This is a genomic window from Hyphomonas sp. UBA3195 (assembly GCF_002366485.1).
Classification (GTDB): Bacteria; Pseudomonadota; Alphaproteobacteria; order Caulobacterales; family Hyphomonadaceae; genus Hyphomonas.
In genome coordinates this window covers 39,356-55,929 of the sequence record NZ_DEXB01000021.1, presented here as the reverse complement: position 1 = coordinate 55,929, position 16,574 = coordinate 39,356, and the positions used below count along the sequence as shown (strand labels likewise).

At 54.9% G+C, this 16,574-nt stretch carries 13 protein-coding genes; 2 read left to right on the top strand and 11 right to left on the bottom strand.

The annotated features are described in order from the left end of the window. Positions 1-15 precede the first annotated feature (15 nt). Together B2344_RS07375 and B2344_RS07370 are read left to right on the top strand one after the other, a co-directional pair. A complete protein-coding gene (locus B2344_RS07375; RefSeq protein ID WP_045693911.1) occupies positions 16-609 on the top strand; it encodes a DUF6088 family protein in 594 nt (197 codons plus the stop codon). Further along, positions 570-1,649, top strand: coding sequence for a nucleotidyl transferase AbiEii/AbiGii toxin family protein (locus B2344_RS07370; RefSeq protein WP_155843532.1), 1,080 nt, complete (start codon positions 570-572; stop codon positions 1,647-1,649). The genes B2344_RS07375 and B2344_RS07370 overlap by 40 nt, the downstream gene beginning before the upstream one ends. A gap of 129 nt (positions 1,650-1,778) precedes the next feature. On the opposite strand, the gene B2344_RS07365 is transcribed toward B2344_RS07370, so the two are convergent. The 11 genes from B2344_RS07365 to B2344_RS07315 form a co-directional block, all read right to left on the bottom strand. Continuing rightward, entirely contained in the window at positions 1,779-2,504 is a 726-nt protein-coding gene (locus B2344_RS07365; RefSeq protein ID WP_290483271.1) for a hypothetical protein, read from the bottom strand. A gap of 438 nt (positions 2,505-2,942) precedes the next feature. After that, positions 2,943-4,565 (bottom strand): hypothetical protein, encoded by a 1,623-nt coding sequence (locus B2344_RS07360; protein WP_139068737.1) that lies wholly within the window; start codon positions 4,563-4,565, stop codon positions 2,943-2,945. Positions 4,566-4,618: 53 nt separating this feature from the next. Continuing rightward, positions 4,619-6,784: a PQQ-dependent dehydrogenase, methanol/ethanol family gene (locus B2344_RS07355; protein WP_197020229.1), complete on the bottom strand. Its 2,166-nt coding sequence runs from the start codon at positions 6,782-6,784 to the stop codon at positions 4,619-4,621. A gap of 158 nt (positions 6,785-6,942) precedes the next feature. Then, positions 6,943-8,049, bottom strand: coding sequence for a CaiB/BaiF CoA transferase family protein (locus tag B2344_RS07350; protein WP_034763804.1), 1,107 nt, complete (start codon positions 8,047-8,049; stop codon positions 6,943-6,945). Positions 8,050-8,055: 6 nt separating this feature from the next. Then, a complete protein-coding gene (locus B2344_RS07345; protein WP_051599724.1) occupies positions 8,056-9,213 on the bottom strand; it encodes an acyl-CoA dehydrogenase family protein in 1,158 nt (385 codons plus the stop codon). Next, the gene (locus tag B2344_RS07340; protein ID WP_233348651.1) at positions 9,210-10,466 is read right to left on the bottom strand and encodes a thiolase family protein; all 1,257 of its coding nucleotides are present in this window, start codon (positions 10,464-10,466) and stop codon (positions 9,210-9,212) included. The genes B2344_RS07345 and B2344_RS07340 overlap by 4 nt, the downstream gene beginning before the upstream one ends. 27 nt (positions 10,467-10,493) lie before the next feature. Beyond that, a complete protein-coding gene (locus B2344_RS07335; RefSeq protein WP_051599723.1) occupies positions 10,494-11,300 on the bottom strand; it encodes an enoyl-CoA hydratase/isomerase family protein in 807 nt (268 codons plus the stop codon). A gap of 148 nt (positions 11,301-11,448) precedes the next feature. Next, a complete protein-coding gene (locus B2344_RS07330) occupies positions 11,449-12,510 on the bottom strand; it encodes a helix-turn-helix domain-containing protein (RefSeq protein WP_175354394.1) in 1,062 nt (353 codons plus the stop codon). Between the two features lie 89 nt (positions 12,511-12,599). Then, positions 12,600-14,228: a class I adenylate-forming enzyme family protein gene (locus tag B2344_RS07325; protein WP_290483407.1), complete on the bottom strand. Its 1,629-nt coding sequence runs from the start codon at positions 14,226-14,228 to the stop codon at positions 12,600-12,602. 99 nt (positions 14,229-14,327) lie between these two features. Next, a complete protein-coding gene (locus tag B2344_RS07320) occupies positions 14,328-15,752 on the bottom strand; it encodes an aldehyde dehydrogenase family protein (RefSeq protein ID WP_233348649.1) in 1,425 nt (474 codons plus the stop codon). After that, positions 15,752-16,525 carry an SDR family NAD(P)-dependent oxidoreductase gene (locus B2344_RS07315; RefSeq protein ID WP_034763796.1) on the bottom strand — a complete coding sequence of 258 codons (774 nt, stop codon included), beginning with the start codon at positions 16,523-16,525 and terminating at the stop codon, positions 15,752-15,754. The genes B2344_RS07320 and B2344_RS07315 overlap by 1 nt, the downstream gene beginning before the upstream one ends. Between the last annotated feature and the right edge of the window lie 49 nt (positions 16,526-16,574).

Sequence of the window (16,574 nt, the reverse complement as noted above, 5' to 3'; positions counted from 1 at the left end):
ATAAAGGAGCCGGCTATGGCCATCGACAAGATCAAACGCCGCATCATCGGCAAGGGACGCGGGGCTGTCTTTACCCCCGCGGATTTCCTTGATCTCGGCTCGCGCGCCTCTGTCGATCAGACGCTGTCGCGACTGACCGATCAGGGCGTGATCCGTCGACTCGCCCGGGGCATTTATGACTACCCGAAGACGAGTCCTCGTCTGGGCCGCCTGTCGCCCGATCCTGATGCTGTCGCCGCCGCCATCGCCCGAAAGGATGGACGCGTCGTCCAGGTCTCGCCGGCGCGCGCGGCGAACATGCTCGGCCTGACCACACAGGTTCCGGCGAAGGCTGTCTATCTGACAGATGGACCAAGCCGCACGAAGCAGATCGGGGCGCAGACCATCATCATGCGCAACGCCGCCGCCAGGAACCTTGTCGGCGCTGGCAAACCGACCGGTGCAGTGTTCCAGGCGCTGCGCTATCTCGGCAAGGATGGGGTGGATGCAAGCGTCGTAGCGCGCCTCTCCAGGACGATTGACGCCGACACCCGCCGCGCCCTCGTTAAAGATGCCCTTCAGGCACCAGGATGGATGCGCCCGGTGGTTCAGCAGATCGCGGCGGCCTGACAGTGGATGGTTTCGCGCAGGAAACCGCAACCATCCGCGCGGAGGTCTTTCAGGAGACGGCTGCGCGGATGGGCGTGCAAGCCGCCATTGTCGAGAAAGACTTCTGGGTCTGCTGGACGATCAAGCGCGCTTTCTCACTTGGCGATAGGATTCCCGGCCTGATCTTCAAAGGCGGCACGTCTCTTTCGAAAGCCTATGGCCTGATCCGCCGCTTCTCCGAAGACATCGATCTCAGCCTTGACCGCCATGATCTCGGTTTCACCGGTGAGCGCGACCCGGCCAACGCGACAAGCAATAAGACCCGAAAGGCCTTGCTCGACGAACTCGAAGCCTGCGCCATTGAGGCAGTCGGCGGTTCGGTCAAAGCCGCTCTGTCAGAAGCGATGAGCGAAGCGCTTGGCAAACCGGTCCTTCTGAAAACTTCAGATGATGACCCGCAAACGCTGATCTTCACCTATCCGGAAAGCCTGCCTGCGACAGCCGCCCTGCCCTATGTGCGTTCGTTCGTTCGCCTCGAATTCGGCGCACGCTCGGATCACCTACCGGCAGAGCAGCGGGACATCTTTCCCTTTGTGAACGAACAGTTTCCGGACCTGTTCTCAGAGCCAGGCGTATCGGTGAAGACCTTGTCAGCTGCCCGGACATTCTGGGAAAAGGCGACCATCCTTCACATGTTGGCGCACCGGGATGCGGCGAGGCCGCTCGGTGAGAGGATGTCGCGTCACTATTACGACCTCGCGCAACTCGCCCGATCCAAAACAAGGCCTCAGGCCCTGAGCGATCTGGCGCTTCTTGAAGCTGTGGCGCTCCACAAATCCGTCTTCTTCCGGGCGGCCTGGGCAAATTATGAGACGGCCCGACCGCCAACGCTCAGACTCGCGCCAGCGCCTGAACTTGAGGCCGCACTTCGATCTGACTATGCGCAAATGGCTGAAATGCTGTTCGATGCGCCCGAGCCATTCGACGCCATTCTGGAAACGATCGCAGTGCTCGAAGCGGAGATCAATTCCATCGAGGCTCCTCCCAACAGTATCGCCTGACAGGCCGAAACTGCCCGGCCAAAGACTTTCGCCGCCCCCTTCGTGACCCATTAAAGTTTTGAATGGGTCACGAAATACCCATTGTGCGACACCCGACGGGCGCGGCTTCAAGTGCTCGAAGCGATGACGTCAATGCAGCGTCACCAAACCGACCTGGTCATCAAACGGGAACAAGAAGGCCTCGGACCAAAGACCGGTGGTGCTGTAGACGCGATCTGCGAAATGCTGTCGATCGTCTGACATTGTCTCGGCCAGCAACCCCATCCAGCACAGCGGCTGAAGCATTTGTGACCAGATCATTCCCGGCAAGCGGTCATAGGGCTGTCCGGCGTCCGGCGGACCGTAAAGGATTTCACGAAGCACGCCGCATGTCACGCCTGGCACCGCCTCCGTATTCAGCACACCGAGAAACACATCCCAGTTGCCAAGCCTCGGCTCGGGCATCCGCGACGAAGCGGCATGATCGACTTCGAACAACCAGAATGGCGCGATCAGGTTGAAGAGATCGCCGGGCTTGTCAGCAATGTCCCTGCCCGCCTTGGTGAGCCGACAGGTCAGCTTGTAATGCCGGATCAGCTCGAGTTTCAGCAGAAGGAAATGCAGAGCTTCGAGCGGCGGAAAATCGTCCTCATTCAGCACCTTATTGACGAGGAACAGCTTGTCCTCTTCCCAGCCCGGCCAGGCGAACTCGGCAGCCGCCCAGTGCACGAACTTGCGCTGAAACGCCTTGCCCTTCGTCAGGCCGATCGCATCATGTTCGGCCAGATACGCCAGAAGTTTCTGAGCCGCGCCAATCATGGGCGCACCGGCAAGTGCACGCTCATCATTCTTCACGGGCTGGAGCAGAAACGTCATCGCATATTCATCGTCAGGCTTGTTACCAAACAGGCTAACGACGAAAGCGCGGGATGCCTATTCGAGGTGTTCAAGGTTCGAACCCCGAATGTCGCGCCTAACCCGAAGCAGCACAGATCGTCGGGTTTTTTCCGCTTGCAAATCAACGGCTTATATAGTTTAGTTTGGCGCGAGTGACGTGCCACATTCCATATTTTTTATCCATATTTTTCAATCACTTACGGGAGGTGTAATCGATTCTTGGTCCTCAGTTCGGTCTGATTTTGGTCCACAGTTTTGTAGACCGCTTGAGTTCGACGCCGCTCACCGGCACCGATAGCCATAGTTAACGCGGATTGTACTCCCTGCCAAATCAAGCTTGATCTATAGAACTAGATTTCACCGCTAACTACAATGCACAGAGCGCCGAAACTCAACACATCATACTAAAGTCAACACCTAGCGCTCGACCGATATCCGCATCATGCCCAGCAATCCTCCAAGAACGATATCGCCGCCCGGCAGGAGGTGAATGACAGAGTAAGCGCCATTGTAAATGTGGCTATCACCAAGGCGAAGCCGTGTAACGGCTTCACCCGTCTCCCAATCAAGACCTGTGACCTCCCATTTTCCGTCTACGAAACCATTGACATAGACCTGTTGGGCGCCGCCAGAAATCATGGGGACGGTTGATGGGCTCGATACAGTGGGATTTGCCCAGGCACGCACCCAGCGGTCAGCTTCAACGTCCCATTCAAACTTTTCAGCACCCGTCGGTCCTTTGCGTAGTCTACCAGACATGACAACATTCTCCAGCATTGTTGGCAATGGCGATGGCAATGTGTTGTTTACCACCAAGGCACCGTAGCCATATACCGCAACGGATTGCTCAGACTGGGCGCGCTCAAGGTCAGACTTTCCGAAACTAACCTGAATCTGGTCGGCAATTCGACGCGATTTGGTCCCTGGCTTCTGGACGAAATCCTCTGGAATATCGTCGCGCCAGAAGGCGACGACATTCATAATCAACTCTCCGTCCGTGATGACAACAAGTTTGTCTTCCTCGTCTCCGAAGCCCATAAGTGAGGGCGTAGAGCCTGATCCGTTGCCGAGACTCACGCCGCCAAGTTTGCCGGTGAAGGAATCGTATTCTGATGACCACGCGCCATACCCTCTAGAGTGAAGTGTTTCCCCGTCCCAAACCAGTTTATGGAGCCTCCTATTTGAGAGAACATAAATGCCACCACCCTCATCAATGGCGATCGAGTTCGTAACCTGCTCATCGTCAGCCAACTCATGAATGATCGGTGCCTGTTCAAAATTTCGGTCTACGATGACGACAACGCCGCCCATCGTCACCAGCGCCAGCATGCCATCATAAGTCAGATTCAATCCGAACACAGCATCAGGGTCTTCCAGTGTTGGATTGAAATATTCGCGCGGCAGCTGAAAGCGGCGCTTTTCCACCAGTGGTGACAGCGGATTGCCGGGTTCGGCATCACCATAAACGACGACATCGTTGTTGACGACAGTGTAGAAGTCACCATTGCGGTCGACGACATTATAGATTGCTGCTCTGGCGACGACCCGCTCAACATAACGTGGATAGTTCCGATTGAGATAGCCAAGCAGTTCAGCTTCTGAGGCCGTACTATCCATTTCGACGGCGATACGTTCAGCATCCTCGACAGACATGAAGGGTTGACCTTCCACAGGCAGAGCATTGATCAGTTGAAACTTGCCATCGCTAATCAGGATTTTGGAGATACGATTATTGTTGGCGGAGATGGCCACCTGCTCACCTGAAGGATAAGTTGGTAATTGCATAAGCGTGAGGTTCACCAACCCTGCCGGGACCCTTTGAATACCCTCATCATCAATCTCGTGAATACCGACCGGCCCAGCAAACGGAAGGGAATCCTGTTGAGCCGGATTAAAATGCGTGGTGGCAAGCTCGCTGTCCACCAGATTTGGGTTCATTGGAGGAAACTCCGGACCCGACGCATCAAAGACTGGGATAGTGGAGCATGCACCAAGCACGGCTACGATTGCGACTGCAGCAGCAGCGATATGAGGTTTCATTTGTTGTCTCCCAGAGTGACAGATTTGTACTGGTTTAGCGAATTGTCAGAATACTATTCAGCTTGAGACGTCGACTGTTGCTCGTCTTGAAACGCCATCCAGGCTCGAGAGAGGATGAAATCCTCAATATCATCGACTTCCTGTTGGCTTAGGCGGCCGGCGAAGTTGGGCATGCCAATCGCTTCGCCGGCCCCTTGAAGGAGGAAAGCATCAAAAGTGTCTATCCCGAGAGTCGCTGACTGCCTCAGATCGGGGAGCGTTCCGGACGAAATGGCCGCGCCGCCATGGCAGACACCGCAGAATCGACCGTAGAGGTCTGTGCCCCGTACAACCGCTTCAGCCGAATGCGGCTGTCGCGCTGGCTCAGGCGTTGCCTTCTGCGGAAGCGCGGCGACGTTTAGCTCGCCCTCTCCGCCAAGTTTGAAGGCAAGTACATGGCCTTCAACCGGGCCTCCTGTCTGCCCGACATAGAAGCCGGCGAGCAAATTGGCACCACTGCCCCAACCAGCTGATACAGCAACATACTGCTCGCCATTGACCTCATACGCCACAGGTCCACCGACCATTGCGACACCAACCGGATACGACCACAGTTCTTCGCCTGTTTTGGCGTTGTAAGCATTGAAAACGCCGCTCGTCGTGCCTTGGAATACCAGATCTCCAGACGTTGTCAGCGTACCTCCATTCCACATTCGCTCATGCTGAACACGCCAGACTTCTTTCTGAGCTACCGGATCCCAGGCAGCAAGATGTGCTTGGACAAGTTGGCGCAGAAGTGTGCGACGTGCTTCTTCTGTTTCCGGTAATGCGTCTGTCAGGCTGACACCGATATTGAATGCGTCTCGGTCAAAGCGGGCAATCTCGCCCTCGATCTGATCGGAATAGAGGAAAGGAACATCTTGTGCGGGAATATATACCAGCCCTGTTTCCGGATTGAATGACATGGGGTGCCAGTTGTGGGCACCAAATGGGCTGGGTTTGACGAGCGCAGGTCCACCAGACAGATAGCGCGCCTCGGGGTTTTCAACAGGACGCCCGGTCTCCATATCGATATGTGTGGCCCAGTTAACGGGAACAAATGGCTCTGCGGAAATAAGTTCGCCGCTTATTCGGTCGATGACATAAAAGAAGCCGTTTTTCGGCGCTTGCATCAGCACCTTACGAAGCTCTCCCTCGATCTCAAGATCAGCTAGAATGATATTCTGCGTAGCTGTGTAGTCCCAAGTTTCGCCCGGCGTCGTCTGATAGTGCCAGACATATTCTCCTGTGTCTGGACGTAACGCGACGATTGATGACAGGAACAGATTGTCGCCGCCGTCCGGGCTTCGTACTTTCTGATTCCAGGGCGAGCCGTTTCCAACGCCGATATAGAGTAGGTCCAGTTCAGGATCGAATGCCATGCTGTCCCAGACAGTCCCGCCACCGCCCAGCTTCCACCATTCGCCTGTCCAGGTCTCAGCGGCCATCTCGATGGCTTCGTTTTCGAATCCATCATCCGGATTTCCCGGCACAGTGTAGAACTTCCAGGCCTGTTCACCTGTTTCAGCATCATACGCTGCAACAAATCCGCGAACGCCGAACTCACCACCGCCATTTCCGATGATGACCTTGCCTTTCACAATGCGAGGCGCCCCTGTGATCGTATAGGGTTCTTCGAGCGGTACAGTACGGGTCTCCCAGATCTGTTCGCCTGACTTTGAATCAAGAGCGATCAGACGACCATCCAGCGACCCGAATATGACCTTGTCGTTATAGACAGCCACGCCGCGATTGACGACATCGCAACAAGCATGTGCGCCCTTTGATCGGGGAACCTCCGGATCGTAGCGCCAAAGAATTTCTCCTGTGGCAGCATTAAGCGCCAGCACTTCGCTCCACGAACCCGTAGTGTACATGACACCATCAACAATGATCGGGGTTGCCTCTACGCCACGATAGCTGCCAAGCGGTGCCGCCCAGGCAAGATCCAGCTGGTCGATTGTTTCCAGATTAATGGCGTCAAGCGCGCTAAACCGCGTTTCTGAAAACGTGCCACCATGAGTAAGCCAGTTATGTGGTTCGCCTGCAGCATTGAGCAAACGTTCCTCATTGATCCCCTGGGAGGCTTGTGTGGAAGCGTCGCCAGAGTCGACCGCCCCTCCACAGGCAGCCAGAAGACCGATCGTAGCACCCGTCAGAATGACTTTCAGCGCTGTGGCGGGCATTTTTTTGCCGTTCATTTTGTCCTCCCGGACACCCCAGTGGATGAGGTTCTGGATTTTTTCTCATACCAAGCAAGATTGCACTGGAACGGCGAAGTTTCTCAAGCCCCGCGCAACGCCAATGTTCCGTCATTTTGTGCCAGCGACAAAGCCTGGGACACCTACTTGCAACGGATCTAGTTGCGGGTTTTCAACTCCTTGAGCAGCTCTTGCTGGTGCTGACCATGCTCAGGTGCTGGACCGGGGATTGCCTGCACGTTCGATTGGAAACGCGGGGCCGGAACAGCCTGAACATAACCCTGGCTGTTTTCAAAGATTCCGCGCGCCAGATTATGAGGGTGCAAAGGTGCACTGATCGGACTTTCCACAAGGCCAAAGCATGCATCGGTCCCCTCTAGTAAGTCTTGCCAGTATGCAGATGGTTCGGTTGCGAAAAGAGCACGAAACTTCTCTGACTGCTTCGACCAGCTATCACGATCATACTGGTCTTCGAAGTCGGGATCGCCTGCAAGACCGAGGCGCTGTAGAAGTTCTGCGTAAAATTTCGGTTCTAGCGCGCCAAGCGTGATGTCACGCCCGTCTGCACAGCGATAGGAACTGTACCAAGGGGAATCATCCAGAAAGCCGCGCCCGCGCTCGGCTTGCATCATGCCGCTGGGCAGCAAATCGAAGATGAGGTTCATCATATGCGCCGACCCATCGACAATCGCTGCATCAATCACATCGCCCTCACCGGTGGCCCTGGCCTTTAGAATGCCCGCGAGAATGCCAATCGTCAGATAGTTCGCACCGCCGCCAATGTCCCCGATCAAGCCTGGTGGCGGCAGTGATCGCGTTCCAGTTGGGCTTGCAAACCAGGCAGCTGAACTGACGGATACATAATTGATATCATGTCCAGCCGCCTGGGCGAGCGGTCCCGCCTGCCCCCAGCCCGTCATGCGACCAAAGACAAGCTGTGGGTTCCGCCCCAGACAAACTTCCGGACCAAGGCCCAGGCGTTCCATCACTCCCGGCCGCATGCCCTCGATCAGGGCGTCCGCCGTCGCAATCAGATCCAGCGCGACCGCGCGGTCTTCAGAGTCTTTCAGGTCCAGAGCGATCGAGCGCTTGCCTCTTTTCAGAATGCCGACAGGCAAAGTCGATCCCGGATCGGAGCCCTTGGTCTTTCGCTCTATGAGAACGACATCCGCGCCCAGATCGGCCAGATGCATGCCACAAAAGGGCGCCGGCCCAATGCCCTCGATTTCGACAATCCGAATGCCCTGCAGAGGTCCTTTAGACACGGGACGTCACCTGAACGCCGAGACGCCCGTCAGGCTCCGCCCGATAAGGAGTTTCTGGATCTCCGTCGTTCCATCCGGAATGGGTGCGATCATCGCTTCGCGGGCGAGGCGCTCGACAATGAACTCCTTCGTGACGCCATTACCGCCGTGAATCTGTACTGCCTGGCGCGTTGCACTGACAGCGATTTCGGTACCGTACCATTTTGCCATTGCGCACTCCTTGTCGCAGCGCTGTCCGGCGTCAATCATGCCCGCTGCGCGCAAAGACAACAGGCGCGCTGCATCGATCTCTGTGGCCATTACAGCTAACTTTTCTGCAATGAGCTGGTGGCCGGCAATTGGTTTGCCATGCTGCGAACGGTCGATTGCATATTTTATTGACTCATCAAGCGCGCGCCGCGCCATGCCATAGCCCCACGACCCGACGTGAACTCGCGCGCGTTCGAACAGGGTGAGCGTGTTCTTCAGACCCGAGCCTATTTCACCGATAGTATTCTCGACCGGAACGCGCACATCATCGAGAAAAACCTGTGATGTTGATTGTCGATTGAGCGCGATCTTTGGAATACCGCGGACTTCATAAGGATGCTCATTGCGATCGAGCAGGATATGGGTCAGTTCGTTCTCGCCAGTTCGGCAGGTGCAGATGAAAAAATCTGAGTACTCACCATTGGTGATCCATGTTTTCTCACCAGAAATCACCCAATGGTCACCATCTCGCACAGCCCTGGTTTTCGCCGCCGCGACATCCGAACCGACATCCGGCTCGGAAATGCCGACAGACGCAAAAAGTTCCCCCGCCAACAATCTAGGCAGGTAACGTGTCTTGATGTGCTCCGGCGCGAGTTTGACCAGCATCGACGCTGCGCTGCCATTAACAAGTGCGGCTATCGCCAAGTCTCCCGAACTATAGGCAAGCTCTTCAATTAGTTGAACGTGCAGCTTCCAGGACAACCCCAGCCCGCCGGCAGATTCCGGCTGTGGGGCGTTGACGAGACCAAATTCTGCCAGCTTTTGCGTCCAGCTTTGCATTTTGTCCTTTGGAACGAAGTCTTCCCCATGCGCAGCCAGTTCCGGCTCCAGCTGCTCATCAAGATAGCGACGCAGGCTTTCGATTGCGGCGAGCTCAGCCTTGTCAAAGAAAATATCTAATCCCCCAATCATGCATTTGCCCTCTTGAAAATGTTGACCACAGCAACACCCTCCTCAATGCCAATTAGGCCGCCGCTGTTTTCGTGGATAGCGTGTCGGGCACCATCAACCTGGCGCTTTCCAGCTTCGCCGCGTAATTGGGTGACAAGCTCATGAATTTGCCCCAGCCCGGTTGCGCCGATGGGGTGGCCTTTGGACTCCAGCCCGCCAGACGGATTGATCGGGATTGAGCCGCCAATCGTGAAGTCCCCGCGTTCCGCTGCCGGGCCTGCTTCACCGATCGGAACTAACATCAAGTTCTCGGCGTGCATCAACTCACCAATCGCGGTTGCATCGTGCACCTCGGCAACGTCCATGTCTTCTGGTGAAAGGCAGGCCATTTCATACGCCCTCTCAGCGGCAATTCGCGCAACATGGCGTTCCGGTGCATCGGCGCTGCGCGCGGGGTTTCCACTTGCAACGGCGCTGGCCATGACCTGGACGGCTCGTGACGTAGTGGCACCAATCTTCCTCAAGCCTTCCTCATTGCAAAGGATGACCGCTGCAGCACCATCCGAGATCGGTGAGCACATTGGCAGCGTCAAAGGGTAAGTGATGGGAGGTGCTGAAAGAATTTCATCAATCGTGTAAGGCTGACGGTATTGCGAATACTCATTATGCTCTGAATGCTGATGATTTTTCGCGGCTATCGCAGCAATCTGGCGCTGAGTCGTGCCATAGCGCTTCATATGGTTCCGGCCGAACGCTGCGTAGATTTTCATGAATACGCTATAAGGGCGTTCAGATTCCGATCCCTCCGGTTCGGCAACACCTTCGCCCAACTGGAGAAGCCTTTTGGCATTCTCCTCAGGTGTCTCAACATCCCAACCGCCATCGAACACAGCGAACATCCTCGCCTTGTCAGGCACGTTCATTTTCTCGACACCCGCCGCCAGGACAACGTCCTGCATACCAGCCTTAAGCGCCTGAACAGCAAGGTGAAAGGAGGATGAACTGGACGCACAGGCGTTTTCAATATTGAATGCGGGAATACCTGTCAGCCCGATCTTGCTGAGCGCAACCTGGCCAGGAACAAAGGTTTGTCCCTGCAAGAACCCTTGGGTCGCACTGGAATGGTAAACTGCCTCCACGGCGGCCTTGGTGCAGCCTGCATCATCCGCCGCACGCAAAATGGCGGTGTCCAGCAATTCAGAAATACTTGCTTCCAGATGCCGCCCGAAATGCGTCATGCCGACGCCTACAATATAAATCTTACTATCCGACAAGACTCTCTCCCCATCTACAGATGGCCGCTACTGGCCTGAATATTTCGGTGTTCGTTTCTCACTGAAGGCTGAAAGCCCTTCGAGGAAGTCAGCGGATTTTGCATGCGCTTCGAGATGGCGCATTTCCAACGCGATGGCTTCGCGCGCGGACAAGTGTGCGCTTCCGGCAACCATCTCCTTCATACGCTGAAGTACAAGCGGGCTTTTCTCCGCCAGCTTTGCAGCAAGCGCCTCTGCAACCGATGACAAGTCGTCATCCTCAACAACTTGGCTTACAAATCCGGCTTCACGAAACGCTTCCGCCGACCAATGATCGCCGGAGAATAGGAGATAATTCGCTTTCTTTTCGCCAACATACCTCGGCAAGAGAGATCCCCCGCCGCCCGGCAGAACACCAAAATTGGAATGGGCGTCGCCCAGCCGCGCACTGCGCGCCGCCATCACGACATCGCAGGTCATGGCTAGCTCCAGTCCGCCGGCCAAAGTCAATCCATTGAGCGCTGCAATTGTCGGCTTCGGCAAAGCACGAATAGCCAAAAACACGTTCTGAATGTCGCGAAGGAAGCCAAGAAACCCGGTATTGTCACCAGCCTGAACTTCCCCCAAAACGCCCTTCAGGTCAGCACCGCAGCAAAAGGCGCGCCCGCTCCCAGTGATAGTCAGCACTCGAATCTCATCGCGCTCGGCAACATCTTTCACACATTGCGCAAGTTCATTCACCATTAGAGCGGACAGTGCATTCATGCTGCCCGGACGCGTCAGGGTAATTCGTGCACACGAATCTTCCGCCTCAAATTTCAGGGTTTCAAACGACAATTGTCCAATTCCAAGCATTGGGCCGCGTTCGCTCCAAAACTTGGCCCGTTCCAGATGAGGCTTCACTTTATCGGGCCAGAAAACTTATTGAACATCAGACGCATGTCACCGTGCGCCAAAGCGTCGTCAGTCGAGCCGCCCAAGGCAATGCAGAGCTCTAGCGATGTCAGCTATCGTCCAGCTGGCGCTCATTCTCGAGGAATTCCTGCGGGGACTGCCCCGTTAACCGGCGAAACGCACGGGAGAAATTGCTGGGGTCCTTGTATCCCAACAGATACGATATCTCCTTGATGGACCGACGACCTGTCCGCAAATAGCCGATAGCGAGATGCTGGCGAACATCGTCGAGCACGGTGTTGAAGGTTGTGCCCTCATCCTGTAATTGGCGCTGAAGACTTCGGTTACTTGTATTTAGCTCTCTTGAAACCGACTCCAGGGAGACAGCTCCATCCGGTAGCATTTCGACAATCGCCGCCCGGATCCGCGGAATAATTTGTTGTTCATCGAACCGGGCAATGTATTCCATCGCAATCTGGTCATTCCTTCGAACAATGTCGGAATTCGCGCCGCGCAGCACGCGCGTATAGTCCTTCTCGGCCACATGCAGCTCTAGACTGTCGTGACCATATTCGATCGGACAACAGAAAAAGGCATCAAATTCATCCATCGCGACCTTACCAGGTTTCGGACGACGCATTCTTACCAAAACAGGAGAATAGTCCGCTCGGTAAACCATTCTGACGAAGCGAAGCACCGTCGCCAAAAAAACATCCTGGCGGACCGGCGGCACGTCTTCCTTGAGTTCAATGGAATGAATGAGGCACCCCTTCCTGATTTCAGACCTTGTCTCAGCAGAATGAGAAATTAGCCTGAAAAAACGATCAAACCGGTGGAAGAATGTTTCCAGCGTTCGGCTTGAGAACAATGAATACCCAAGCGCATGCATTGAGCCGGGCGTATTTCGCTCGGCCAGCTTCAGCCCGATCGTCTCATCACCTGTCGCCTCTACGATGAGCTCAATGAAGCGACTGAATCGTCTAGACCGCACCCTGGCATTCGGGTCCTGGAGAATATCAGGATCAACTTCCGCACGCCGCAGTAGATCTGGTACATCAATGGAAAAGTCAAATTCGTCCAATATGGCCACAATCTGTATGAGCCAGGATGCAATGACTGACCGCGTCTCACTCAATTCTGGTTGCGCCTTACCTGATGATGTGTGGTTCAAATATCGATTGTCCTGTACGACCGTCTTCGATGACAAGCTTTATCGGTTCATGACGGTTTGTCCAATTTTTGAACAGGATTGTACACGCTTCAGCCAATACTGCGGACCTGGCCGCCCCAGTATTTCTTACGTACATCCTTTCGCAACACCTTACCAACGACGCTCAGAGGCAGTTCCTCCACGAACAACACGGATTTTGGTGTTTTGAAAGATCCGATCTGCTCTTTTACATAGGCAATCAGGTCAGATTCGGCCACCTCAACAGAGTCGTTAAGGATGACTTCCGCATGTACAGCCTCGCCCCATTCTTCGTGGGGAACACCGACAACCGCTGACATCAAAACACCAGGATGGGAGTTGACTGCGGCCTCAACCTCAGTCGCATAGACATTGAAACCACCCGTGATGATCATGTCCTTCTTCCGATCAACCAGGTAGCAATATCCGTTTTCGTCCGTATATCCGATATCCCCTGACTTCCAGTATCCGTTGACGAATTCCTCCTTCGTCTTCTCTGGATTGCCTTCATAGCCAAGACAGGTTGAGCGCGATCGCAAATAGAACTCGCCGAGTTCGCCTACAGGAACTGGATTACCATCATCATCGCAAACCGACAGTTCGATCCCGGTTGAGCGTCGACCCGCGGACGCGAGTCGGCCTTCAGTCTCAGCGTCCACGATATGATCTTTCTTGCTTAGGCAGAGGGTTGCCGCCAGATGTTCCGTGGAGCCGTACACTTGTGTGAATATTGAACCGAATCGCTCAACCAGGAGCTTGGCCTTGGCCGGGCTCATGGGGGCCGCGCCATACAACACCGTGCGCAATGAGGATAGGTCATACTCTCGTGCTTCGGGCATTTCCAAAAGGCGGTACGCCAGAGTCGGTACGATGAAGGCGTGAGAAATCTTCTCTTGCTGGATATAGCGGCACCAGTTCTCCAGACTGGGCTCGTTCATTGTTACCGTGCAACCACCGCTGAACAGAACCGGCAAAAGCATCATACCGCTGCCATGGCTAATGGGAGCTATATGCAGCATGCGGCAGCCATCGAAGAAATCCGGGTCTGGAAGTGTCAGGAAACTATCGCGGCACCCCAGAATGTTGTCGATTGAATACTTCGCGCACTTGCTGTCACCAGTCGTGCCTCCTGTAAAGCGCATGAGCACGACGTGCGTTCGATCATCGATTTCAATATCTGTGTTCTCTGTCGACGCGTTCGCCAAAAGATCGGGAAGGGCCAACACGCCTGAATATGGCTTGACCAGAGCATCCATCACAACAATCTGAATGCCGCGTTCGGTAAGCGGGCCAGCATGGGAGGCTAGGAGGTCATTCTCGATGAATGCGACTTTGGGCTTGACGATGTCGATCTGGCCAAGATGCGTTTCCAGGCTGTCGAGGTAGTTGGCATGACAACATGTTGCATAAGCTTTTGCAGCTGACCCCCAATGGAACAGGGAGAGATTGTCATTTTGCAGCATACAGACATATCGGTCGCCCGCGCCGAGATTCAGGTTTCCATTGAGAATATGTGCAATCTGATTGGTTATGATGTGATAGTCACGAAAACTCAGCCGGCGGCCACGCTCAAGATTCACAATCGCCTCACGATCTCCGAAGGATTCCGCGAGCCCTTGCATGACACGGCTGTAATTTACCCGCCCGCCTTCTGTCGAAACCAATGCTGCAGCAGAACTTGGAGCGACGTCAACAGGCATCAGTTCACGGTCATTGCGCTTTTTTGAGAAAATTCCGAACACAGAGACTGTCCTCCCTTTTGTCTACACCACCCTAAGATTGCTGCGTACAGGATCGATTTAAAGCAGCTTTTTAAATAGATTCAGCAACCAGCCCGTCTTCGAAGAATAGGGAGGCAGCAATTGGCTAAGCACACTGATCTTCGATTGTGAGAACACCGGCTTCAAATGACTGAACCGCTCGAAACTTCCCGGCCCCAAATAGGATCCGATCCCGCTTTGCCCGATGCCGCCAAATGGAAGACGGCGCTGGAAGACGTGCATCACCGTGCCGTTCAGGGTCACGCCGCCAGCATGGGTTTCGCCAAGGATTTTTCGTCGACCTGCACTGTCTTTACCGAAATAGTAAAGTGCCAGTGGCCGCTCGCCAGCATTGATGTACTCGATTACTTCGTCTTCCGTACGATAGGTCAGGATCGGCAGAATCGGCCCGAAAATCTCTTCCTGCATCAGCCCCATATCGCTTGCAACATTGGTCACAGCCAGCGGGGCTATTCGATGAGCAGCCTCGAACATGCCATCGCCACTGCCTGCGAGATTGGTCACTCCGGCACCTTTTGCGCGGGCGTCTTCAACCAGTCCCCGCAAACGGTCAAACTGCCGGTGATTTATAATGCTTGTATAGTCCTGATTGGCTTCGATCTCGCCAAAACACTTGTGCACCTGCCTGGCGAGCGCTGACACAAAGTCTTCTACACTCCCTTCTGGAACGAATGCGTAGTCGACACCGATGCACGTTTGTCCTGCGTTGAGGAGCTTGCCGAAAACAAGGCTCTGCGCGACTTCTGGAAAATGAGCACTTTTATCAATGATAATGGGGCACTTGCCGCCAAGCTCAAGCGTCACTGGTGTCAAATTGGCTGCGGCCGACTGGGCGACTTTTTTACCTGTATTGGGCGAACCGGTGAAGAGAATATGATCGAATGGAAGAGACGTCATCTGCTGCGCGACATCCGGGCCGCCGATTACCACTGCCATCTCTTCTTCTGAAAAATACTTGCGAACAAGACGCTGCGAAATTTCAGCTGAATGAGCCGAAATTTCACTTGGCTTGGCAATAATCCGGTTGCCAGCCGCCAACGCACCCGCCGCACCGGCGAATACTGTGCCATAGGGATAGTTCCAGGTTCCGAGAATGCCGACGACACCAAGGGGTTGCGGAATTAGCCGCGAAGATCCCGGCAATCCAAACGTGTCAGTTTTGACACTGCGCGGCTTCATCCAGTGTTTTAAATGGCGCCGTGCAAATTTCACATCCGACAGAACCAGCATGATGTCTGTCAGGATGGTTTCATACCGGCTGCGTATTCCGAAATCAGCCGTAACCGCGTTAATGAGTTCGTCTTCATGCGTCTCGAACATTTTCCCAAGACGAGCCAGCAGGTCCATCCGGGTTTCATAGCTGCAGGACACCTGCTCTCGCGTGAGGGAACGCTGCAGGGTGAATATCCTCTCAAGCTCGGTGATGCCGGTTTCAATCCCCACTATCTCGCCCTCAAACGTGTTGCCGCATCGAGGCGAATTGTTTCACCATTCAAGTATCCATTCTCGACGATGAACTGGCATGCGTGTGCAAATTCCATGGGGTCTCCGGCGCGGCGTGGCGCCTCGACAGTGTCGACCAGTGAAACGACCACCTTCTCACCCAGACTCTTCACCATCTGTGTCAAAAACAGCCCCGGTGCGATCGCGTTGACACGGACGCCGACGGCTCCGAGTTCCCGCGCCGCCGGCATGTTCATACCGATCACACCCGCCTTGGACGCTGAATAGCCGGCCTGACCTATTTGCCCTTCATAGGCGGCACCGGATGACACATTGATAACGACTCCCCGCTCGCCCAGATCGTCTGGTGCGTTCCTCGCCATGACGGCGACGCATTTACTCATGACGTTGAACGTGCCGACGAGGTTGACCATGATCACCTTGGTGAACTTGTCGAGCTGACAAGGGTTGCCGTCCCGGTCGAGAATTTTGGTCGGTGCCGGAATGCCTGCCGCGTTGACAGCAATCTGAATGGCCCCGAATTTCTCGACGGTATTTGTCACCGCATCCGCAACCGATTGATCATCGGTCACATCGACCTTGAAGAACTGGCAGACCTTGTTTCCAAGTTCGCCACAGAGCGCGTTTCCTGCGACTTCGCTCAGATCGAAGAGCGCGACGCGTGCGCCCTGCTCAACAAAACTGCGCGCCGCAGCAGCGCCTAGTCCAGAGGCACCACCTGTAACCACAGCGACTTTTCCATCGAGTTTCATGTTCGCAAGCTCCTGACCTGCTATTGTCAGCTTTCAACTGCTCAAGTCT